At 73.3% G+C, this 20,390-nt stretch carries 21 protein-coding genes and 1 pseudogene; 10 read left to right on the forward strand and 12 right to left on the reverse strand.

The window, feature by feature from the left end; translation table 11 throughout:
* The 5 genes and pseudogenes from MPTA5024_RS20455 to MPTA5024_RS20475 all read right to left on the reverse strand — a co-directional run.
* Positions 1 to 493, reverse strand: a pseudogene (locus MPTA5024_RS20455) (quinone oxidoreductase family protein); the annotation flags it as partial.
* Positions 494 to 495: 2 nt separating this feature from the next.
* Positions 496 to 855, reverse strand: coding sequence for a hypothetical protein (locus tag MPTA5024_RS20460; RefSeq protein ID WP_036325816.1), 360 nt, complete (start codon positions 853 to 855; stop codon positions 496 to 498).
* A complete protein-coding gene (locus MPTA5024_RS20465; protein WP_036325819.1) occupies positions 852 to 1,715 on the reverse strand; it encodes an extradiol ring-cleavage dioxygenase in 864 nt (287 codons plus the stop codon). Before MPTA5024_RS20465 ends, MPTA5024_RS20460 begins: the two co-directional genes overlap by 4 nt.
* Positions 1,708 to 2,526: a citryl-CoA lyase gene (locus MPTA5024_RS20470; protein WP_036325821.1), complete on the reverse strand. Its 819-nt coding sequence runs from the start codon at positions 2,524 to 2,526 to the stop codon at positions 1,708 to 1,710. Before MPTA5024_RS20470 ends, MPTA5024_RS20465 begins: the two co-directional genes overlap by 8 nt.
* Positions 2,519 to 3,712, reverse strand: a complete 1,194-nt coding sequence (locus tag MPTA5024_RS20475; protein WP_036325823.1) for a CaiB/BaiF CoA transferase family protein — start codon at positions 3,710 to 3,712, stop codon at positions 2,519 to 2,521. Before MPTA5024_RS20475 ends, MPTA5024_RS20470 begins: the two co-directional genes overlap by 8 nt.
* Before the next feature lie 237 nt (positions 3,713 to 3,949).
* Between MPTA5024_RS20475 and MPTA5024_RS20480 the strand changes: the two genes are divergently transcribed.
* The gene (locus MPTA5024_RS20480) at positions 3,950 to 5,398 is read left to right on the forward strand and encodes an amidohydrolase family protein (protein ID WP_036325825.1); all 1,449 of its coding nucleotides are present in this window, start codon (positions 3,950 to 3,952) and stop codon (positions 5,396 to 5,398) included.
* Positions 5,399 to 5,574: 176 nt separating this feature from the next.
* Positions 5,575 to 6,381 (forward strand): IclR family transcriptional regulator domain-containing protein, encoded by an 807-nt coding sequence (locus MPTA5024_RS20485; RefSeq protein WP_036325827.1) that lies wholly within the window; start codon positions 5,575 to 5,577, stop codon positions 6,379 to 6,381.
* Positions 6,382 to 6,397: 16 nt separating this feature from the next.
* On the opposite strand, the gene MPTA5024_RS20490 is transcribed toward MPTA5024_RS20485, so the two are convergent.
* Both MPTA5024_RS20490 and MPTA5024_RS20495 read right to left on the reverse strand, forming a co-directional pair.
* The gene (locus tag MPTA5024_RS20490; protein ID WP_036325830.1) at positions 6,398 to 7,735 is read right to left on the reverse strand and encodes an FAD-dependent oxidoreductase; all 1,338 of its coding nucleotides are present in this window, start codon (positions 7,733 to 7,735) and stop codon (positions 6,398 to 6,400) included.
* A 115-nt stretch (positions 7,736 to 7,850) separates the two neighbouring features.
* Positions 7,851 to 8,510 (reverse strand): LuxR family transcriptional regulator, encoded by a 660-nt coding sequence (locus tag MPTA5024_RS20495; protein ID WP_036325832.1) that lies wholly within the window; start codon positions 8,508 to 8,510, stop codon positions 7,851 to 7,853.
* A 100-nt stretch (positions 8,511 to 8,610) separates the two neighbouring features.
* Here MPTA5024_RS20495 and MPTA5024_RS20500 point away from each other — a divergent pair, with 100 nt between their 5' ends.
* From MPTA5024_RS20500 to MPTA5024_RS20515, 4 genes are all read left to right on the forward strand, one after another.
* Positions 8,611 to 9,459, forward strand: a complete 849-nt coding sequence (locus tag MPTA5024_RS20500; protein WP_332310626.1) for an aldo/keto reductase — start codon at positions 8,611 to 8,613, stop codon at positions 9,457 to 9,459.
* 185 nt (positions 9,460 to 9,644) lie between these two features.
* On the forward strand, positions 9,645 to 10,046 hold the full coding sequence (locus MPTA5024_RS20505; RefSeq protein ID WP_036325836.1) for a VOC family protein: 402 nt from the start codon (positions 9,645 to 9,647) through the stop codon (positions 10,044 to 10,046).
* A 99-nt stretch (positions 10,047 to 10,145) separates the two neighbouring features.
* Positions 10,146 to 10,574 carry an ester cyclase gene (locus tag MPTA5024_RS20510; protein WP_036325838.1) on the forward strand — a complete coding sequence of 143 codons (429 nt, stop codon included), beginning with the start codon at positions 10,146 to 10,148 and terminating at the stop codon, positions 10,572 to 10,574.
* Positions 10,575 to 10,660: 86 nt separating this feature from the next.
* Positions 10,661 to 11,773, forward strand: coding sequence for an LLM class flavin-dependent oxidoreductase (locus MPTA5024_RS20515; RefSeq protein WP_084369826.1), 1,113 nt, complete (start codon positions 10,661 to 10,663; stop codon positions 11,771 to 11,773).
* A gap of 48 nt (positions 11,774 to 11,821) precedes the next feature.
* Here the strand turns inward: MPTA5024_RS20515 and MPTA5024_RS20520 are convergent, their stop codons facing one another.
* Both MPTA5024_RS20520 and MPTA5024_RS20525 read right to left on the reverse strand, forming a co-directional pair.
* Complete coding sequence (locus MPTA5024_RS20520; protein WP_036325840.1) at positions 11,822 to 12,574, reverse strand: DUF4118 domain-containing protein; 753 nt, start codon at positions 12,572 to 12,574, stop codon at positions 11,822 to 11,824.
* Between the two features lie 77 nt (positions 12,575 to 12,651).
* A complete protein-coding gene (locus MPTA5024_RS20525; RefSeq protein ID WP_036325842.1) occupies positions 12,652 to 13,716 on the reverse strand; it encodes a cobalamin-independent methionine synthase II family protein in 1,065 nt (354 codons plus the stop codon).
* A 182-nt stretch (positions 13,717 to 13,898) separates the two neighbouring features.
* Between MPTA5024_RS20525 and MPTA5024_RS20530 the strand changes: the two genes are divergently transcribed.
* The 3 genes from MPTA5024_RS20530 to MPTA5024_RS20540 all read left to right on the forward strand — a co-directional run bounded on the left by MPTA5024_RS20530 (position 13,899) and on the right by MPTA5024_RS20540 (position 17,172).
* Positions 13,899 to 14,993, forward strand: coding sequence for an alpha/beta hydrolase (locus MPTA5024_RS20530; protein ID WP_063794716.1), 1,095 nt, complete (start codon positions 13,899 to 13,901; stop codon positions 14,991 to 14,993).
* A gap of 191 nt (positions 14,994 to 15,184) precedes the next feature.
* The gene (locus tag MPTA5024_RS20535) at positions 15,185 to 16,045 is read left to right on the forward strand and encodes an SGNH/GDSL hydrolase family protein (protein WP_051458389.1); all 861 of its coding nucleotides are present in this window, start codon (positions 15,185 to 15,187) and stop codon (positions 16,043 to 16,045) included.
* Between the two features lie 53 nt (positions 16,046 to 16,098).
* Positions 16,099 to 17,172 carry a hypothetical protein gene (locus tag MPTA5024_RS20540; protein ID WP_051458390.1) on the forward strand — a complete coding sequence of 358 codons (1,074 nt, stop codon included), beginning with the start codon at positions 16,099 to 16,101 and terminating at the stop codon, positions 17,170 to 17,172.
* Between the two features lie 180 nt (positions 17,173 to 17,352).
* Here MPTA5024_RS20540 and MPTA5024_RS20545 read toward each other — a convergent pair whose 3' ends face one another.
* On the reverse strand, positions 17,353 to 17,811 hold the full coding sequence (locus MPTA5024_RS20545) for an Lrp/AsnC family transcriptional regulator (protein ID WP_036325843.1): 459 nt from the start codon (positions 17,809 to 17,811) through the stop codon (positions 17,353 to 17,355).
* Between the two features lie 113 nt (positions 17,812 to 17,924).
* Between MPTA5024_RS20545 and MPTA5024_RS20550 the strand changes: the two genes are divergently transcribed.
* Positions 17,925 to 18,422: a DUF2000 domain-containing protein gene (locus MPTA5024_RS20550; RefSeq protein ID WP_084369828.1), complete on the forward strand. Its 498-nt coding sequence runs from the start codon at positions 17,925 to 17,927 to the stop codon at positions 18,420 to 18,422.
* Between the two features lie 141 nt (positions 18,423 to 18,563).
* Here the strand turns inward: MPTA5024_RS20550 and MPTA5024_RS20555 are convergent, their stop codons facing one another.
* Together MPTA5024_RS20555 and MPTA5024_RS20560 are read right to left on the reverse strand one after the other, a co-directional pair.
* Complete coding sequence (locus MPTA5024_RS20555; protein WP_442922072.1) at positions 18,564 to 19,460, reverse strand: carbohydrate ABC transporter permease; 897 nt, start codon at positions 19,458 to 19,460, stop codon at positions 18,564 to 18,566.
* Positions 19,461 to 19,468: 8 nt separating this feature from the next.
* Positions 19,469 to 20,389 (reverse strand): carbohydrate ABC transporter permease, encoded by a 921-nt coding sequence (locus MPTA5024_RS20560; RefSeq protein WP_036325847.1) that lies wholly within the window; start codon positions 20,387 to 20,389, stop codon positions 19,469 to 19,471.
* Between the last annotated feature and the right edge of the window lies 1 nt (position 20,390).

Here is a 20,390-nt window from a genome sequence, read left to right on the forward strand (position 1 = left end):
CGGCGACCACTCTGCGCGCGCCCGCGAGCCGCGCCAGCTGGACGGCGGCCTGGCCGACCACGCCGCCCGCCCCCAGGACCACCACCTGCTCGCCCGCGGCGAGCTCGCCGCGCCAGGTCAGCGCCATGTGCGCCGCGACCGCGGACAGGCCGAGCGCGGCGACCGCGACGGGGTCGACCCCGCCGGGCAGCTCGACGAGGTCCGTCACGGGGACGGCGGCGGCCTCGGCCATGCTCCCGTCGCCCGGCCTCATCCCGGCGGGGGTGGCGAACCACACGGCCCGCCCCCCGGCCGTCCCCACCCCCTGGACACCCGGCACGTACGGCGTGGCCGGCCGGCCGAAGTAGGACGTCCCGCTCGCGCAGAGCAGGTCGAGCGGCGTGACGGGGGCGGCGAGGACCTCGACGAGCTCCTCGCCGGGGCCGGGCACGGGCACGGCCCGGGCGTCCACGCGCGGCGGCCGCCCGGGCTCCTCGATCAACGCGGCCCGCATGGTCAGGTGGCGATGTCGGGGTAGGGCAGGCTCATGTGGGCCAGCCGGCTCGCGTACTCGAGCTGGAAGCCCAGCGGCTCGTGGTCGCGCTCGAACATCGCGATGAACAGCGTGAGCGTGAGGAACGGGTGGGCGCCGAGCTCGAACAGCTTCGGGTAGTCGTGCGTCGCCAGGGCCTCGCGCTCGACGTCGTCGAGCGTCAGCCAGGTGGACGACTCGCCCAGGTGGCAGCTGAGGATGCGGTTGGCGTACTCCGCCTCCCAGGCCTCCACGGTGGCCCGCGGGTCCTCCCGGTAGCGCTCGACCAGCTCGGGGTCGCGGTCCACGGTGAACAGGAACTTGTTCAGCAGATACTTGCTCACGCCGGGCCTCCGTTGGGGTACCAGGTGAAGTAGGCCTCCATCGTGTGGAACAGGTCGTAGGTGTCCACGTAGTCGGCCTTGCGGCCCTCGCCGGCCACGCCCATCATCAGCATGAAGTCCATGAAGCCGTGGGTGGCGTTGCCGGGCAGGTGCAGGCTGTCGAGGGTGACCTCGGACAGGCAGCCCTCGATGTCCCCCGAGGAGATCCACTCGACGGCCTTGCGGTCGAACTCGGGGTCGGGCCCGTGCGGGCCGAACTGGCGCGGCCCGCCCAGTTCGAGGGACAGGTGGCCGGTGCCGATCACCGCCACCCGCTTGTCGGCCGGCCACGACTCCACCAGCTCCCGGATCGTGCGGCCGAGCTGCACGAACCGCTTCGGCTGCGGTAGCGGCGGGGCGAAGATGTTGGTGTAGACAGGCACGATGGGCAGGTCGTTCTGCGGGCGCAGCGTGATGATCGGGCACGTGATGGAGTGGTCGATCCGCAGCTCGTTGGAGAACGCCAGGTCGAAGCCCGCGTCGAGGCCCTCCCGCAGGATGTACGCCGACAGGTCCTCCTGCCCGGTGAAGAGCATCCGCGGCAGCCCGAACTCGCGCTCCTCGTTGTACCAGTTGGCGTCGTAGAACGGCGCCTTGCCGACGAGGAACTGCGGCATGTTGTCCAGCCAGAGCTGGTGGAAGTGGTCGGAGCCGACCATGACCAGCACGTCGGGCCGGGCCCGCGTCAGCGTCTCCCGGAACGCCTCCACCTTGCGCACCCACTCGTCCGCGAACGGCGGGCGGTCCCCCCCGGTCGAGGTGCTGGCGCGGTAGTAGAACGGGTGGTGGGTGGACGCGATGACCGCGACCAGTTCAGCCATGCGAACCTCCAGGGGCCTCGGGAGCGTACGGATCGGGCGGGACGGACCGGTTGTTGAGGTCGACGGACAGGAAGATCTCGTTCGCCACCGGGTGGCGCAGCTCCTCGGCGAGCTGGCCGATCAGCCCCGCCGTACGGGCGAGGAGGGCGAAGCCGCGCAGCAGCTCCAGCGGCAGGCCGAGGTCGGCGAGGGCGGCGCCGCAGACGCCCGCGCCGTTGAGCGGGAGCGTCCGGCCGAGCACCTCGGGATGGACGCGGCCGATGGCGGCGAACAGCGACAGGTGCGGCCCGAACAGGCCCTCCTCGGTCGCGATGGCCATCAGCCGCGGGGCGCGCGGGTCGCCGTCCTTGTGCACGTGATGGCCGAGCCCGGGGATGAACCGCCCCGTCTTCCGCCGCTCCCGTACGGTCTCCAGCGCGAGGGCGTCCCAGCCGGCGTCGTCGGACGGCGGCGGGCCGCCGAGCCCGGCGAGCACGTCGTGCAGGAACCGGCCGGAGTCCTCGGTCACGCCGAGGAACCGCGATCCGCCGCCGAGCAGCCCGGCCGCGAGCGCGCCCTGGATCGAGTCGGGCGCCGACAGGTACGTCAGCCGGGTCACGATCGCGGTCGGGGTGAAGCCGTGGTCGGCCAGCGCGGCCAGCACGGCCTCGAACACCCGGGTCTCCCCGGCCGCCGGGCGCCGCTGGGCCGCCAGCCAGAAGGCCAGCTCGCCGAAGCCGACCTCGCCCATGACGTCCCGCGCGAGGTCGTGGCCGAGCAGCGTGATCGAGGTCCGCGAGGACGCGCCGAGCGCGGTGGGGTACTCAGGCACCGTCGTCCTCCTTTTCCGGGCCGGTCAGCCATTCGCGCAGCTCGGCGCCGTGCTCGTCGAGTTCGGGAGGGGGCAGCCGGTAGCCGGCGGGCGTCCGCGAGAACCGGATGGGGTGGCGCGTGGTCGGGACCGCCCGGTCGCCCTCGCCCACCTCCACGACCGGGTCCAGCCCGAACCGCTCGGCCATGGCGAACCCCCCGTCGATGGTGTTGATCGGCCCGCTCGGCACCCCGGCCTCCACCAGCAGCTCGAACCACTCGACCGCGCCCTTGGCGGCGAGGCGTTCGACCAAGATGGGCCGCAGTTCTTCACGCCGCTCGGTCCGGCCGGCGTTGCGGGCGAACCGCGGGTCGTCGGCGACCTCCGGGATGCCGAGGACCTCGCAGAGCCTGCGGAACTGGGCGTCGTTGCCCGCGGCCACGATGAGGTCGTTGTCCGCGGTCGGCAGCGGCTCGTAGGGGAACACGCTCGGGTGCGCGTTGCCCATCCGGTACGGCACGACGCCCCCGGCCACGTACGCCGAGCTGTGGTTGACCAGTCCGGTGAGGGCCGAGGACAGCAGGTTGACCTCGACGTGCTGGCCCTGCCCGGTGGCGTCGCGGTGGCGCAGCGCGGCGAGGATGCCGATGACCGCGTGGTTGCCCGCCATCACGTCGAACACCGAGATCCCGGCGCGGTACGGCGGCCCGTCCGGGTCGCCGGTGAGGCTCATCAGGCCCGACATCGCCTGCACCATGAGGTCGTATCCCGGCACGTCGCTCCCGGGGCCGGAGCCGAAGCCGCTGATCGAGGCGTAGACGACGCCGGGGTTGCCGGCGCTCACCGCGTCGTAGTCGAGCCCGTACTTCGCCAGGCCGCCCGGCTTGAAGTTCTCCACCAGCACGTCGGCGCGGCGGGCCAGCTCGCGGGCCGCCGCCGCGTCGGCGTCGTCGCGCAGGTCCAGCGCGATCGACCGCTTCCCGCGGTTGACCCCCAGGTAGTAGGTCGACACCTCGCCCCGCGTCGGCGGCGTCCAGCTGCGGGTGTCGTCCCCCTTCGGGCCCTCCACCTTGACGACCTCGGCGCCCATGTCCGCCAGCAGCATCGTGGCGTACGGGCCTGCCAGGACCCGGGAGAAGTCGGCCACCAGCACGCCGGACAGCGGCCCGCCCCCGGTAGGTCCGTCCGCTCGCGTGCTCTCCGCCATCCGGCTTCGCCTCTCGTCCGTTCCCCATACGTCCGTTACACGGACAATCGTCCGCACCGGTGATACTGCGCGAATCGCCCACGCAAGGTCAAGTGACACCGGAGGAACCGGCCAGAACATTGCTCTTGACAGGGTGATCGGGCGTCATCAAAGTGGCTGGCGAAGAAGGGTGACCGTCTGACGGACAGTTGTTCGGAAGTGTCGCCGTCGGAGGTCGAGGCACGTGAGGAGCCCGGGATGAGCGAGTGGACCGAGCTGGAGGCCGGACGGCCGGTGGTGCTGCGGGGCGGGACGGTCCTGCCGATGGACGACACCCGAGGCGTCCTGACCGGGGCCGACGTCCTCGTCGTCGGCGAGCGGATCGCCGCGGTCGGCCCCGCCCTCGACGTGCCGGAGGGCACGGCCGAGATCGACGCGACCGGCGGCGTCGTGATGCCCGGCATGATCGACACCCACCGCCACATGTGGCAGACCGCGATGCGCGGCTACGGCGCCGACTGGACGCTGACGCAGTACTTCGTCTGGTACTACCTCGAGTACGGCAGGCTCTTCCGGCCCGAGGACGTGCACGCCGGCAACCTGCTGGCCGCGATCGAGGCCCTCGACGCCGGCGTCACCACCGTCGTCGACTGGTCGCACGGCCTGCAGACGGTCGACCACGCCGAGGCGGCGGTCGACGCCCTGCGGGCGGTGCCCGGCCGGTTCGTCCTCGCCTACGGCAACATCCAGCAGCCGCCCGCCGAGTGGACGGCCGCCCCCGAGTTCCGCGACTTCGTCCGCCGCCGGATCACGGGCGACGACATGCTGGGCTTCCAGCTCGCGTTCGACGTGACCGGCGACCCTGCCTTCCCGGAGAAGCCCGCCTTCGAGGTCGCCCGCGAGCTCGGCGTCCCGGTCACCACCCACGCCGGCGTCTGGGGCGCGACCAGCGACGACGGCATCCGGCTCATGTACGACCACGGCTTCATGACGCCGGAGACGGTCTACGTGCACGCCGCCTCGCTGTCGGCCGACTCCTACCACCGCATCGCCGCCACCGGCGGCTCCATCTCGGTCTCCACCGAGAGCGAGCAGAGCGCCGGGCAGGGCTACCCGCCCACCTGGGCCATCCGCGCCCACGGCATCCCGGTGTCGCTGTCGATGGACACCAGCGTGTGGTGGAGCGGCGACCTGTTCTCGGCCATGCGCACCACCCTCGGCGCCGACCGCTCGCGTGAGCACATGGAGGCCCACGCCACGGGCGGCACCGTCACCCACTGCGGCCTCCGGTCCGACCAGGTCGTCGAGTGGGCCACGCGCGGCGGCGCCCGCGCGATCGGCCGGGCGGGCGACCTCGGTAGGATCGAGCCGGGGTTCAAGGCCGACCTGGTCCTCATCAAGAACGACGCCTCGCCCGTCTCGTTCCCGCTGCTCAACCCGTACGGCCACGTCGCCTTCCAGGCCCAGCGCGGCGACGTGCACAGCGTGCTCGTGAACGGCCGGGTGGTGAAGCACGACCACCGGCTTGTCGGCGCCGACCTCGCCGCGGCCCGCCGGGAGGTCGAGCGGACCGTCGACCACCTGCGGTCGACGATGGGCGAGGAGGCCTGGCTCAAGGGCATGAACCCCGACATCCCCGAGACGAAGATCCTCGACAACCCCTACACGTACACGGACTACCACAGCTCCGCGACCCGCGGCGTGTGAACGCGGACGGCCGTCCGTACAGCGGCCGGTCGGGCGGGCCCTCCGGTCGTACGGGAGGGGAGGGGCTGGCCGGCCGCGGGGGGCTCACTCCCGGGGTCGGCCGCTGTGCGGACAGGGCGGCCGCGCGCGGGAGCTAGAGTCGGACCGGCGGATCCGAGCGAGTGAGGCGGTCGTACATGGCGCGTGCGGACACCGGTCCCGACTTCATCGAGGCGCTGGCCCGGGGCCTGGAGGTCATCCGGGTGTTCCGTCCCGGACGGCCCGTGATGTCGCTGAGCGAGGTGGCGGCCGCCGCCGGGCTGGCCCGCCCCACGGCGCGCCGCATCCTGCTGACCCTGCAGGAGCTGGGGTACGCCCGGGTCGAGCAGGGCGGCTTCGCGCTCACCCCCCGCGTGCTCGAACTCGGCCTGACGTACGTGCGCTCGATGGGGCTGTGGGACCTGGCCCGGCCGCACCTGGAGCGGCTGGTCGCGCGGACGGGGGAGTCGTCGTCCATCGCCCAGCTCGACGGGTCCGACATCGTCTACGTGGCCCGGGTGGCCGTGCCGAAGATCGTCGCCCTGTCGGTGCAGATCGGCACCCGGTTCCCCGCGCTCCAGACCTCGCTCGGCAAGGTCCTGCTGGCCGCGCTGCCGCCCGGCGAGGTGGAGCGGGTCCTGTCCGAGCCGAGCCGCTCCGGCATCGAGCCGCGGTGGCGGCCCACGCCGGAGGAGCGCGGGGCGGCGCTCCGCGAGGTGCGGGCCACGGGCTGGGCGCTCACCGACGAGCAGCTCGCCCCGGGCATCAGGTCGGTGGCCGCCCCGCTCCGCGACGGCCTCGGCAACGTGATCGCGGCCGTCAACGTCAACGCGCACGCCGCCGAGACGTCCGTGGAGAAGCTGACGGAGGAGTACCTGCCGCTGCTGCTCCAGACCGCCGGGGCGATCGGCGCCGACTGGGCCCTCTACGAGGCCGTCCCCCACGTCACCGCGTCCTCCGCCTGACCGGTCCTCCCGCCGGCTACCGGGAGGGGACGCGGCTCCGGTCGTCGCGGACGGCCGGATCCGGGGCGCCGCGCGGCCGTCCGGCGGCGCGGACGACCCGGAGCAGGCAGGCCGGGCGCACGAGGGCCGACGGCGGGTCGATGAGGTTGGCCACCCGCAGGAATCGGCGGCCCAGCTCGGCGTCGTGCTCGGCCGCCCGGTGGAAGCGCTCCAGGTAGGAGTTCACCAGCCGGACGCGCGGCGTGCTCCGCCCGCGCACCCCGGGCAGCCGCAGGTCGCCGTTCACCACGATCTCCCACGGCCGGTCGACGACGCGGGCGATCGACCGGAACAGCTCCCGGGGGGGCCGGCCGCGCCCCGCCCACTCCCGCAGGGCGAGCGCCTCGACCGCGGCCACGCTCATGCCCTGGCCGTAGATCGGGTTGAAGGCGCACACGGCGTCGCCGACGACGGCGAGGCCATGGGGGAACCGGGCGAGGCGCTCGTACCGCCGCCGCACGCTGGCGGGCGTGCGGTGGTGCCGTCCCTCGTCGAGCGGCTCGGCCGAGGCGACCAGCTCGTGGATGTCCGGCGCGGGCAGGGACCGGGCGTAGGCCACGAAGCCCTCGTGGCCGGACGGCGGCGCGTCGCCGTACCCGCCGATCGTGACGATCCACCGGTCGCCCTCCATGGCCAGGGCCACCCCGGCGCGGGGCGCCGCCCGGGTCGCGGCCATGATGACGGCCGAGTCCCCGTCCAGGTGGTCGGGCCGCCTGCGGAACAGCCGCGTGCAGTACGTCAGGTCGATCTCGACGCGTTCCTCCTCGGGGGCGGGGAAGCCGAGCCCGCGCAGCCAGGCGGGGGCGCGCGAGCCCCGTCCCGAGGCGTCGACCACGAGGTCGGCGCCGATCGTCTCGCCGGTGACCAGCCGCACGCCGGTGACCCGGCCGCCGTCGGCGACCAGGTCGCCCACCTGGCGGCCGCCGCACAGCTCGACGCCGGGCAGCAGCGCCACGCGGCGCCGGATCTGACCCTCCAGCAGCGGGCGGCTGACCAGGAGCCCCGGCATGTCGCCCCGGGCGGGGGCCAGGCGGCGGCCCTCGTTGATCCACCGGACGTCGCCCTGCAGGTCGCCGCCGAACGCCCCGCGCTCGGTGAGCTCCTCCGTCAGCCCGGGGAGCAGCACCTCCATGACCTGCAGGCCGCGGGCGAGGAGGCCGTGGGCGTGCCTGCTCTGCGCGGTGCCGCGCCGGTGGACGTCGCCCTCCGGCAGCTCGTCCCGGTCGAGGACGGTGACCCGCTCGGCGACCGTGCCGAGCGCGGCGGCGGCCAGCAGGCCGGACATGCTGGCTCCGATGACGACGGCGTGCCTCATGGCCTCTCCCGAGGGGGAGTCGGGGGGAGTTCGGTCGACTTCCACAGTGACCGGGCTCCCGGCGGCCGCCCAACCCCTAACCGTGTCCGCGCCCACCCCTAGGGTGCGGGGTGACTCAGCCGCCGAGCCCGAGCTCGCCCGCGCGCAGGCCGGCCTGGAACCGCGACTCCGCCTCCAGCGTCGCCATCAGCTCGGCGACGCGCCTGCGGTACGTGCGCAGCGACAGCCCGAGCTCACGGGCGGCGGTCTCGTCGGTGTGCCCGGACCCGAGGGCGCGCAGGATCGCCCGGCCGCCGGCGTCGAGGTGGGGCGCGTCGCGGCCGAGGTAGGCGTCCAGGTCGGACGCGCTGTCCCACGCGGCCTCGAACAGGGCGTACACGCCGTTCACGAGGGCGGGGGAGGCGGTCAGCGTGTACTCGCGCGGGCCGGGGCCGTCGGCGCCGGCGAGGATCATCACCCGCCGGTCGATCAGGATCGTCTCGTGCGGGAGCGGCGCGGAGCTGATCCGCACGTGCCCGCCGTTCTCCGCGACCTCGCGGAGGTGGCGGCGCGCCTCCTCGCCGGCCAGGGCGGACGGGGTGAGCAGCTTGCGCACCCGGAAGCCGCCCTCGGCGCGCATCCGTCGCTCGGTCGCCCGCCGCGCCTCCGGCTGCGACCACGTGTCGAGGTCGCGGGCCGCGCACACGAACTCGCTCCGGACGCCGGCGAACAGGTGGCCGGCGCGGGCGACGAGCTCCGCGTCGCCGCGTACGGTGATGACCCGGTCGTCCGCCACCCCTTTATTATCGTCCCCGGCGGTCTGGCAGCTTGCTGCCAGGGCGTTGGGCCGCGGGCGCCCCCGGGTGAAGGCTGGGCGCATGACTACCGACACACCTGTGACCACGTTCCTTCTCGGCGGGGACCTCCCCGTCCACCGGCTGGGCTTCGGGGCCATGCGGCTTCCGACGGGCACGTTCCGCGGGGCCGTCCGCGACCCGGAGACCGGTGTCGCGGTGCTGCGCCGCGCGGTCGAACTGGGGGTCGACCACATCGACACGGCCTGGTTCTACCGGTGGGGCGGCGTGGCCGCCAACGACCTCATCCGGACGGCGCTGTCGCCGTACCCGGACGACCTGGTGATCGCGACGAAGGTGGGGCCGCTGCTCGGCGAGGAGGGCGTCCCCAGCCACCAGGCAGGCCCGGAGCGGCTGCGCGGCCTGGTGGAGGACAACCTGCGCAGCCTCGGCCTCGACCGGCTCGACCTCGTGTACCTGAGGGTGGGCGGCATGGGCGACCCCGGCGGCGAGTCGATCGCCGACCGGTTCGCCGTGCTCGCCGCTCTGAGGGAGGAGGGACTGATCCGGCACCTGGGCGTCAGCAACGTCGACGCCGCCCAGCTCGCCGAGGCCCGGGCGATCGCGCCGGTGGCCGCGGTGCAGAACAACTTCCACGTGCAGGACCGGGGCGGAGAGGACGTCCTCAAGCAGTGCGAGGAGGACGGCATCGCGTTCGTGCCGTTCTTCCCGCTCGGGGGCGGCCTGCGCCCGCTCGACCCGGCACGGATGGCCGAGGTCACGGGCCGCCACGACGCCACTCCCGCGCAGGTGGCGCTCGCGTGGCTGCTGGCGGCCTCCCCGGTCGCGCTCGCCATCCCCGGGACCGGCTCCCTCGGCCACCTGGAGGAGAACATGGCCGCCGCCCGGATCCGGCTGACCCCTGCCGACCTCGCCCTGCTGGCCGCCTGACCCCTCCCCCGGGGCCGCCGGCCCCTGGCCGGGGCTCGTCGTCCCCATCCGGGCTTGATTCCCCGGCGCCGCCCGGAGCATCGTGAGGAGCGCGAAGACCACTCATACGACGACAGGGATCCGATGAGCGCGACGACGATCAGCGACCACCCGAGGGGAACCGGCGAGACGGACGGGGAGACGCGGTGACGGCCGCCGGCCTTCGGGTGAAGGCCTTCGACCACCTCGTGCTCACCGTCGGCGACGTCGAGAAGTCGCTCGAGTTCTACTGCGGCCTCCTCGGCCTGGAGCCGGTGCGGGTGACCGAGTGGCGGGCGGGCTCGGCGCCGTTCCCCTCGGCACGGGTCACCCCGGAGACGATCATCGACTTCATGCGGGGTACGCGCGGCGAGTCGAACGTGGACCACATCTGCCTGGTGGTCGAGCCGCTCGACTGGCACGAGGTCATCCGCTCGGGCGTCTTCGACGTCCTGGAGGGGCCGGTGCCGCGCTTCGGCGCCCGGGGCCGCGCGACCTCGGTCTACGTCCGCGACCCGGACGGCAACACGGTGGAGCTGCGCTGGTACCCGCAGGACGCCGAAGGCTGAGCCGCCCGGCGCCGAGGGTTGCATCTGGAGCCATGTGCTCCGCTTGGCCTGGTGTTGCCCCCCTCTCAGTACGCTGACGGAGAGGGGGGTGCTTCCGCGATGCCCGACGTCGTGGACCGGCTGGTCGACGCGATGAACGCGCACGACCTGGACGCCGTGATGCGGTGCTACCGGCCGGACGCGGTCCTGGTGGGCCCGGAGATGGAGTCGGCCGACCCCGAGGAGATCGCCTCGTACTTCCTCCAGATGTGGCAGGGGTTCCCCGACCTCCACGTCACGCTCTGGGAGAAGCTCGCCGACGGCGACTCCGTCGCGGTGGAGCTGCTGGCGACCGGCACGAACACCGGGCCGTACCTGGTCGTCGGGGGCGACGTCCTGGAGGCCACGGGCCGTATCGTGCACACCCGCTGCTCCTGGTTTTTTACCGTGGCGGACGGCCTCGTGGCCAGCCACCGGGCCTACTACGACCAGCTGCAGATATACGCCCAGCTCGGGCTGCGCCTCCCCCTCTCCTTCGACCCGTCCTGAGCGCGGACGCCCCCCGGCCGCCGGAATGCCCGCCGCGACGCCGTGGTTGGCCTCTACTGCTCGCGCAGGAGAGAAAGAGGCGAAGGATGTCCGTACCACTCGAGTTCGGTGTCGACACGTTCGGCGACGTCACCGTGGGCGCCGACGGCACCCGGCTGCCGTACGCGCAGGTGATCCGCGACGTGGTCGAGGAGGCCGTGCTCGCCGACGAGGTGGGGATCGACGCGATCGGCGTCGGGGAGCACCACCGGGACGACTTCGCCGTCTCCGCGCCCGAGATCGTGCTGGCGGCGATCGCGGGCCGCACCGAGCGCATCCGGCTCGGCACGGCCGTGACGGTGCTCAGCTCGGACGACCCGGTGCGGGTGTTCGAGAAGTTCGCGACGCTGGACGCGGTGTCCCGGGGCCGCGCCGAGATCATCCTGGGTCGCGGCTCGTTCACCGAGTCGTTCCCCCTGTTCGGCTACGACCTCGGGCAGTACGAGGAGCTGTTCGAGGAGAAGCTCGACCTGCTCCACCACCTGCTCGACGAGGGCCCGGTGACCTGGCACGGCCGGCTGCGTCCCGGCCTGGAGGACCAGCACGTGTACCCGAAGACGGAGTCGGGGCGGCTGCGCGCCTGGGTCGGCGTCGGCGGCAGTCCGGAGTCGGTGGTCCGCGCGGCACGGTACGGGATGCCGCTCATGCTCGCGATCATCGGCGGGCAGCCGGAGCGTTTCGCGCCGTACGTGGAGCTGTACCACCACGCCCTGGAGCAGTTCGGCGCCGAGCGGCTGCCGGTCGGCGTCCACTCGCCCGGCCACGTCGCCGAGACCGACGAGCGGGCGCGCGAGGAGCTCTGGCCGCACTACCGGGCCATGCACGACCGCATCGGCCGGGAGCGGGGCTGGGGTCCCACGACGCGGGCCCGCTTCGAGGCCGAGGCCGACAGGGGCGCGCTCTACGTCGGCTCGCCCGAGACGGTGGCCGCGAAGATCGCCGGGACCGTGCGCGCCCTCGGCGTCGACCGGTTCACGCTCAAGTACAGCTCCGGCACGCTGCCGCACGACAAGCTCATGACCACGATCCGCCTGTACGGCGAGGCGGTGATCCCGCGGGTGCGGGAGCTCCTGGCGGAAGGCACTCCCGGGAGCGGGGACGCCGCCGCGACCGAAGCCGCCCCCGCGACCGGGACGCCGGCGGGGACCACAGCCCACTGATCCGCGCGTCACTCGCGGCCGCGGGCGGGGACGCGCGAGGGCCCTCCGTCACTCGCGGCCGCGGGCGGCGGCCGCGGTGTCGAGGGCGCGCCCGGCCTGGTCGGCGAGGATGACCGCGACGAGGCGCGCCTGCGGCGGCGGGATCGTGCCGGGCACGGGCCGGAGCATGAACCTGCCGTAGAAGTGCCCGTTGCCGAAGGTGCGCAGCTCGATCTCCTCGTCCGGGAGGCCCCGCCGGTCGACGTCCCACCGCCGGTGGCCCACGATCAGCGAGCCGTCCTGTTCGAGCCGTGCCGGACGGCCGAGCAGCGCGCCGTACTCGAACCGGCAGCCGCGCAGGCCCAGCAGGTCGCCGAGCTGCTCGCACACGTGGTCGACCACCGTGTCGGCCGACCGGGCCGACTGCGTCAGCGCGGCCGTGTCGTGGATGAGGGACAGGTACTTCGCGTCGGTGATCGCCACCACCTCCAGGCGGCGGGCGCGGGCGGCCAGCTGGGAGACCGCCAGCGCGACCACGAGCAGCAGGGCCGTGGTCTCCAGGTCGGCCGCCTTGCCGATGGCGAAGCGCTCGTACGGCTGAGTGAAGAAGAAGTCGAACCACAGGGCGGCCGACAGCGCCGCGACCACCCCGGCGAGCCGGGACCCGAGCACGGCCACCGCGACCACGACCACGACCAGCACGAGCGCGACCTCCACGACCGGCAGGCGCGCCCGGAACGGGACGAGGACGGCCGCCAGGATCAGCGGGGCGACCAGCGCGGCCGCGAGCGCCGGCGCGTCCACCTCCAGGTGACGGGGCATGCGCGCCACCTCCCCCCTTCTGGTGTACCACGGGCCGATCAGGGTCCGTGGCACGCCCGGGGGTGAACGGCCGCAGGTCAGACGCCCAGGGCCTCCGCGGCCGCGGCCGTCCCCTCGATCCTGGCGGCGATCTTGTCGAAGGCGAGGTCGCGCGAGGTCGAGGTGTCGTCGGCGAACGGCGCGAACCCGCAGTCGTCGCAGGTGCCGAGCCGATCGGCGGGGATGTGGCGGGCGGCCAGCAGCACCCGGTCGCGCACCTGTTCAGCCGTCTCGGCCACGCCGCTGATCGGGTCGGTCACACCCACGAAGACCCGCGCCCCGGGCGGCAGGTGGTCCCGGATGACGGTCAGCACCCGCTCCGGGTCTGGCTCGCTCGCGAGCTGGACGTAGAAGTTCCCGACGTTCAGCCGGAAGAGCTTCGGCAGCAGGCCGGCGTAGTCGACGTCGAGGCTGTGGGTGGAGTCCTGGTCGCCGCCGGGGCAGGTGTGCACGCCGAGCCGGGCGCGCTCGTCCGGGGAGAAGCGCTCCAGCACCCGGTTGTTGAGGGCGACGAAGTCGTCCAGCAGCCCTCCGCCGGGGTCGAGCTTGAGCGACAGCCGCCCTTCTGTGAAGTCCAGCTGGACCACGTGCGCCCCGGCCTCCAGGCAGCCGCGGATGTCGGCCTCGGCCTCGTCGGCCAGGTCGTCGACGAACGCCTCGCGGGGGTAGCCGTCGACGCCCTCCGCGGGGTACAGCAGGCTCAGCGCCGACGGCGCGATCACGGCCTGCTTGACGGGGAGGTCCGTGTGCCGCCGCGCGGCGCGAAGGTAGGTCGCGGCGTGCGCGCCGTACCGGAACGGCCCGGCCGTCAGGCGCGGCAGCCGCCGGGTGTGGCCGTCGGCGAACGGGATGACGGCGCCGTCGGGACTGTGGCCGTCGTGCCCGGAGAGGGGGTACGTCACGAAACTCGGCTTGGACTGCTCTCCGTCGGTGAGGACGAGGGAGCCGATCCGCTCCAGGCGGCCGATCGTGTCGGCGACCGCCTCCTCCTGCCGGGCGGCCAGGTCGGCGTCGCCGATCCGTCCCGCGGCATGGTCGGCGAGCGCGGCGACCAGGGCCGCGGGCCGGGGGATGCTACCTATCGGTTCCGTAGGGATTCCCATACGCGCGAGCCTAGATGGCGATCATGATTTATCAATCGATCAGAGGTTCGATGTGGTCTGCCCGGTAGGACCGGGGATCTCCCCGACGCTTAGGCACGCTTGACGGGGCCTGTAGTAACGTGCGACGGGTCGCGGCCAACGCCGGCGGGGGGTGGGGGCCAGGAACTGTGTGAGGCCGTCTCATGAGCCTTCTCGGGGTGCCGCTTCTCGTCGGGACGATCGTGCTGACGATCGCGGTGACGGCCGCGTCGGTGTGGCTGGGGGGCCGGCTGCGCGGCTCGGCGCCGTCGCAGGCCGTGCGGAGGGCCGGGCTGGCCCTCGCCTGCCAGGTGTGCGCCGTGCTCACCGTCGCCGTCGTCGTCAACGACCAGTTCGAGTTCTACGCGACCTGGGACGACCTCGTCGGGTCCGACTCCGCCGCCGGCTCGTTCGCGTCGCTCACCCCGCACGACCAGCACGGGCTCCGGACCGCGGCCGGCCTGACGTTCGCGCCGTACGGGGAGGACGGGGTGCGGGTGGTGCACTACACCGGGCCGAGGACGCACATCGGGGCCGACGTGTACGTGTGGCTGCCCCCGCAGTACGGCCTGCCCGCCTACCGGCACACGCGCTTCCCGGCGATCGAGCTGCTGCCCGGCTATCCCGGGCCGGTCCACAACTGGTTCACCATGCTCGACGTCACCGGCCTGCTCCGGCACGAGATGGCCAGGGGCGAGGCGGAGCCCGCCATCCTCGTGGCGCCCACCATGGAGGTGGTCCCTGGCCTGGACACCGACTGCACCGACATCCCGGGCGGCCCGGCGGCGGAGACCTGGGCGGCCGAGGACGTCCGCGACATGGTGACCGCCAACTTCCGGGCCCGCAGGGACGGCGCGGGCTGGGCGGCGATGGGGTACTCCGAGGGCGGTTTCTGCGCCGTCAAGCTCGCCGTCCAGCATCCCCGGCAGTACGCGGCGGCCGTCAGCCTTTCCGGCTACTTCACGCCGACGGCGCCGGCCGTCACGCGGTCGCCCGGCCTCCTGCGGGCCAACGATCTGCTGCAGGTGCTGACCCGAAGCCGCCCGCCGGTGTCGCTGCTGGTGATGGGCACCCGGCAGGACGCGGACACGGCCGCCGACGTGACGCGGCTGCGCGATGTCGTCCGCGCGCCGACCACGGTGGCCTCGTCCGTCCTGCCCAGCGGCGGCCACAACTACGGCGTGTGGGGGACGATGCTCTCACCGGCGCTGCGGTGGGTCTCGCACGAGCTGTCCGACCCCCGCCGGGCGCGTTCGTGACCTCGGGCCGGGGGCGGGGCCCCCGCCCTCGTCGCCGGGGGTCCGGGTACGGCTCGCCCGGGCCCGTGGTGCACCATGGCCGGATGTCCCCTCCCCTCACGCGCGAGATGACCGCAGGTGATCGACATGCCCGGCGCGCCGCACGGGGAGCTCGCAGGACGCGCCTCCGCCTGCGGGCGATCCTCCTGTCCGTGATCGCGCTCGCCGGCGTCGCGCTGCACGCGTCGCTCCCCGCGGGGGACCGGACCGGCATCGCCCCCCACATGACGGTGGCGCACGCCCGCCGCCTCCCCGCGTCGCGGGCGCCCGCGTCGCCGTCCCCTGTGACGTCATCCCCGGCGTCGTCATCCCCGGCGTCGTCGTCCGCGGCGGTGCGGAACGTGGTCGCGCTGGGCGACTCGGTGCCCGCCGGGTCCGCCTGCGACTGCACGCCGTTCGTCTCGCTGGTCGGCCAGGCCCTGGCGGCGCGGCAGGGCACGGACGTCGCGACCGACAACCTCGCCTCCGGCGGGCTCACCACCCAGGGGCTGCTCGACCAGCTCGACGACGACTCCGCCCGCAGGACGCTCGTCTCCGCCGACCTCACGATCATCACCATCGGCGCCAACGACTTCGACAGCGGCTCCGTCACCGACGACGACTGCGGCCCCGGAGCCGGCCTGGCCTGCTACCGCGACGACCTGACCCGGCTGCGCACCGACATGGACGCCATCCTGGCCAGGGTGCGCGCGCTGCAGACGCGCCGGGGCAGCCGCATCCTCGTCACCGGCTACTGGAACGTGTTCGTCGACGGGGCCGTGGGCCGCGCGGAGGGCGACGCGTACATGGCCAACAGCGACAGCCTCACCCGCGCCGTGAACGACACGATCGCCGCGTCGGCCCGGGCCGCCGGCGTCCGCTACGTGGACCTCTACACGCCCTTCAAGGGCCCCGGCGGCACGGGGGACGACACGGCCCTGCTCGCCGGCGACGGCGACCACCCCGCGGCCGCCGGCCACCGCCTCATCGCCCGCCAGATCCTCTCGGCCCTCGCCGCGCCGCAGGCCAGCTGAGCCGTACCGGATTTCCTGTGGATGAGCGGGAGCGGCGCTGGGAGCATGCGGGAGTGGACCGGATCGTGCGCGCCGCGGCGGAGCTGCTGAAGACAGACCTGTACGACCCGGTCGACCTGGGCGGAAGCAGACGCAGCACGGTGCTGCGATGCCGTACCGGCGACGGCGGCAGCGTGATCGTCAAGTCGTACGCCGCCGAGCGGGAGGGCCTGCGCTCCTTCACGTCCGAGGCGGCCGGGCTGTCGCTGGGCCTGGCCGGCCCCCGGCTGCTGGGCGCGGACCCCGCGGCGCGGCTGGTGGTCATGGCCGATCTCGGTACCGCGCCGAGCCTGGCGGACGTGCTGCTGGGAGACGACCCCGCCGCGGGGGCCGACGGCCTGCTGGCCTGGGCCCGCGGGCTCGGACGGCTGGCCGCCCGGTCGGCGGGCCGGCGCGCCGACCTGGCCCGGCTGCGCGCCCGCTACGACCTGGGCGTGCCGTCCTGGGAGGACGAGCCGTGGATCGGGCAACGGATGTCCGGTCTGCTCGCGTGGCTGGAGGCGGCCCGCTTCCCCGTGCCGTACGGGCTGGCGGACGAGCTGTCCGCGATCCGCGAGACGGTCGAGCGGGAGTACCCGGCGTTCACGCCGGGCGACACCTGCCCCGACAACAACCTGCTCGCCCCGGACGGCCTGCGGCTGCTGGACTTCGAGGCGGCCGGCTTCCAGTCGGTCTTCCTGACGGCGGCGTACTGCCGGATGCCGTTCTCCACCTGCTGGTGTGTCTTCCGGCTCCCGGCCGGCCTGGCGGCGGAGGTGGAGCGGGCGTTCCGCGCGGAGGTGGTCCCGGCGTTCCCCGAGCTGGCGGACGACGCCGTCTGGCAGGCGGGCACGGCACGGGCGGTCGCCGTGTGGACGGTGGACGTGACGGCGGCGCTTCTGGCGCGCGTCCTGGACGAGGACGGGCCCATGCACCCGACGCGCCGGCCGGTCCCGACCATCCGGCAGGTGCTGCGGCACCGGTGGGAGACGGCGAGCGGGCTGGAGGAGTACCCCGCGCTCGTGAAGACGATGCGGCTGCTGCTGGACGTCTTCGCCGCGACGTGGGCGGCGCCGCCGCTGCCGGTCTACCCGGCCTTCGACCGCTGACCCGGCCGTCTCCGTGACGTCGGGTCGTCACGCCGCTCCGCCCAGGTTCCCCATGCGGACCTGTTCGGGTCTCTCGGTGGCCAGGACGACCGTGTGCCCCGCGCGGCCTCACACGCTCCCCTCGCGGACGGCTTTCCCGGCATCCTGGCCCGTTCTGGGCGATCTGTCCCGGAAACGCGTCTACGGGACGGCCGGTGCGATCCGGGTGTTGCGGATGTGCTCGTAGACGATCGAGGTCCGGACGTCGGCGACCTCGGGACGTTCGGTGAGCCTGTCGATCACGAACGCGTACAGGCCGGCATTGTCCGGGACGGCGACGTGCACGATGAAGTCCTCGGTGCCGGTCGTCACGTAGACGCCGAGGGTGTCCGGCAGGGCCGAGACCCAGTTGCGGAAGCCCTCGATGTTCCGCCGCGACGGAGGACGCACGCGGACGGCGATGAGGGCCTGCACCGGGCGGCCGATCGACGGCAGGTCCACGTCGAGGATCGCGCCGCGGATCACCCCTCGCTCCCTCAGGGCCCGCGTCCGGTCGAGGGCCGTCGTGGGCGAGACCCCCACGGCCGCCGCGACCTCGCGGTTGGTCTTCCGTGCATCCGACTGCAGTTCCGCCAGGATCGCCTTATCAAGTTCGTCCATGACCGCCCAAACGCGCCGATCGCCGATACAAGTACGGATCGATTGCAGCATAGCCGTACGGATTCATAGCATACGACGGGAAACCCCGAACATCTGATCAAGAAGGTGGCGGCATGGCCGACGAGAACACGATGGAGAGCGCGACCGGCCCGGCCGTCGGCTTCGCGCCGGACGAGATCGACACCACCGCGCCGACCCGGGCCGCACGCCTGAAGTGGGTGATCGTGGTCGACGGCGCGCTGCCCGCGGGCCGTGCGGTCAACGCCGCCGCGTGCGTGGCGGCGGCGACCTCGGCGGCGGTGGGCGGCCTGCTCGGCGACGACGCCGTGGACGGCGGCGGGCTCGTCCATCCGGGCCTGCCCTGGGCCGGGTGCTCCGTCCTGGTCGCCGACGCCGCCGCCCTCCGGGCCGTAAGGGCGAAGGCGGCCTCCTCGGCCGGCTGTTTCGTGGCGGACATGCCGGCCGCCGCCCAGCACACCCGGGTCTACGCCGACTACCTCGGGGCGATGAAGGAGACTCCCGCCGAGGACGTCGCCTACTCCGCCGTCAGCGTGGTCGGCCCGCGCAACCGGGTCGACAAGATCGTCGGCCGCCTCCCGCTGATGCCCTGACCCGCCGCCTGCTCGTGGACGGCGGCCGCTGGGCGGTGTGACCCGATCAGGCCGGCGCGCGGGCATCGCGGGTGGCGGCTCCTGGACGCGCCGCGGCCCGGGCCGCCTGTCCGGCGGGCCCGGGCCGTCGTGTGCCTGCGGCTATCTGCCGAAGCCGGCGGTCAGTCCGCTGAGGAGCTGCCGGCGGCCGATCGTGTAGAGGGCCAGGATCGGCACGATGGTCAGCACCACGGAGGCGAGCACGGCCGGCACGTTCACGCCGTACGGGCCTCCCTGGAAGGCCGCCAGCGCCAGCGGCAGCGTGCGCTTGTCGGGGCTCTGGGTCAGGATCAGCGGCAGCAGGAAGCCGTTCCACACCGTCAGCGCGTTGTAGATCGACACCGTCACCACGGCCGGCCGGGTGAGCGGGAAGGCCAGCCGCCAGAGCGTCATCCACTCGGTGGCGCCGTCGAGCCGCATCGACTCGAACAGCTCCTTGGGCACGTCGCGGATGAAGTTGGCCAGCACCAGCACCGACAACGGGATCGCGAAGGCGATCGACGGCAGGACCAGTCCCGTCAGCGAGTCGTAGAGGCGCAGCTTGATGATGATCAGGTAGACCGGGATGATCGTCGCCTGCAGCGGGATGGCCAGGCCCATGAGGAAGAGCGAGTTCACCGAGCGGAGGAACCGGCTGGCGCCGGCGCTCCGGACGATCGCGTACGCCGCCATGAAGGCGAACAGCACCGACGGGATCACCGTGCCGGCGGCGACGATGAGGCTGTTCAGGAAGTACAGCGGGAAGTCCAGCTGGAGCACGAGCCGGTAGTTGTCCAGGGTCGGATCGGTCGGCGGCGCCAGCGGGTTGGTCATGTAGTAGTTGGTCTGCGTCTTCAGACTGGTGACCACGATCCAGTAGATCGGGATGATCACCACGGCCAGCCACAGCCAGCTCACCGTGCCACCCAGCCAGTTGGGCCGCTGGCGGGTCCTGCCGGGCCGGCGGTGGCTCGTCTTGGACGCGGCCGTCTGCTCGATCCCGGTCGTCGTCTGGCTCACGCTCACCGTCAGGCACCTTCCAACTGGCTGGCGTTGGGGTTGCGGCCGCCCAGCCGGCGCAGCAGCAGTGCCAGGGCGAGGCCCACGATAACGAGGATGACACCGATCACGCAGGCCTGCCCCATGAGGTTGGCCTGGAAGCCGCGCTTGTACATGTCCAGGGCGAGCGCGCGGGTGGCGTCGGAGGGACCGCCCTCGGTCAGCACGAAGATCAGGTCGAAGAAGGTCAGGGAGCCGACGATCATGAGGGTCGACGACGTGATGATCGTGTACTTGAGCTGGGGCAGCGTGATGTTGAAGAACACGCGGACGCGCCCCGCGCCGTCCAGTTCCGCGGCCTCGTACAGCGAGCGCGGGATCTGCCGCACGCCGCCCTGGTAGAGCAGCGAGTGGAACGGGATGAACTGCCAGGACACCACGAAGATCACGACGCCCATGGCGAGGCTGGGCTCGCCGAGCCAGTCCTGGGTCAGCAGGTCGATGTGCAGCCCGGCGCCGAGCCCGAAGTTCGGGTCGAGCAGCGCCTTGAAGGTGATCGCGATGGCCGCCGAGCTGAGCAGCAGCGGGATGAAGTACAGCACCGCGAGCAGTTCCCTGTACCGCTGGCGGCCCGCCAGGAACACCCCGATCAGAATGCTGGAGGGTGTCTGGACCGCCCAGGAGAGCACCGTGATCAGGAACGTCACCCACAGCGCGTGCGGCAGGCCGGGGTCGGTGAGCACCGCCCGCCAGCTCTCGAACCCGGTCAGCTTGATCTCGCCGAGGGTGTCCCACGAGGTGAAGCTGAGCAGCAGGACCCCGACCAGCGGAATCACCGCGAAGGCCACGAAGGCCAGCAGGGCCGGTAGGGCCAGCCACGGCAGGACGCCGCCGCCGCGCGCCTCACGCGCGACGGCGGACGGCGTCCGTCCAGTGGTGGTCGCGGACATG

The sequence above is a fragment of the Microbispora sp. ATCC PTA-5024 genome, from assembly GCF_000511135.2.
GTDB lineage: Bacteria > Actinomycetota > Actinomycetes > Streptosporangiales > Streptosporangiaceae > Microbispora > Microbispora corallina.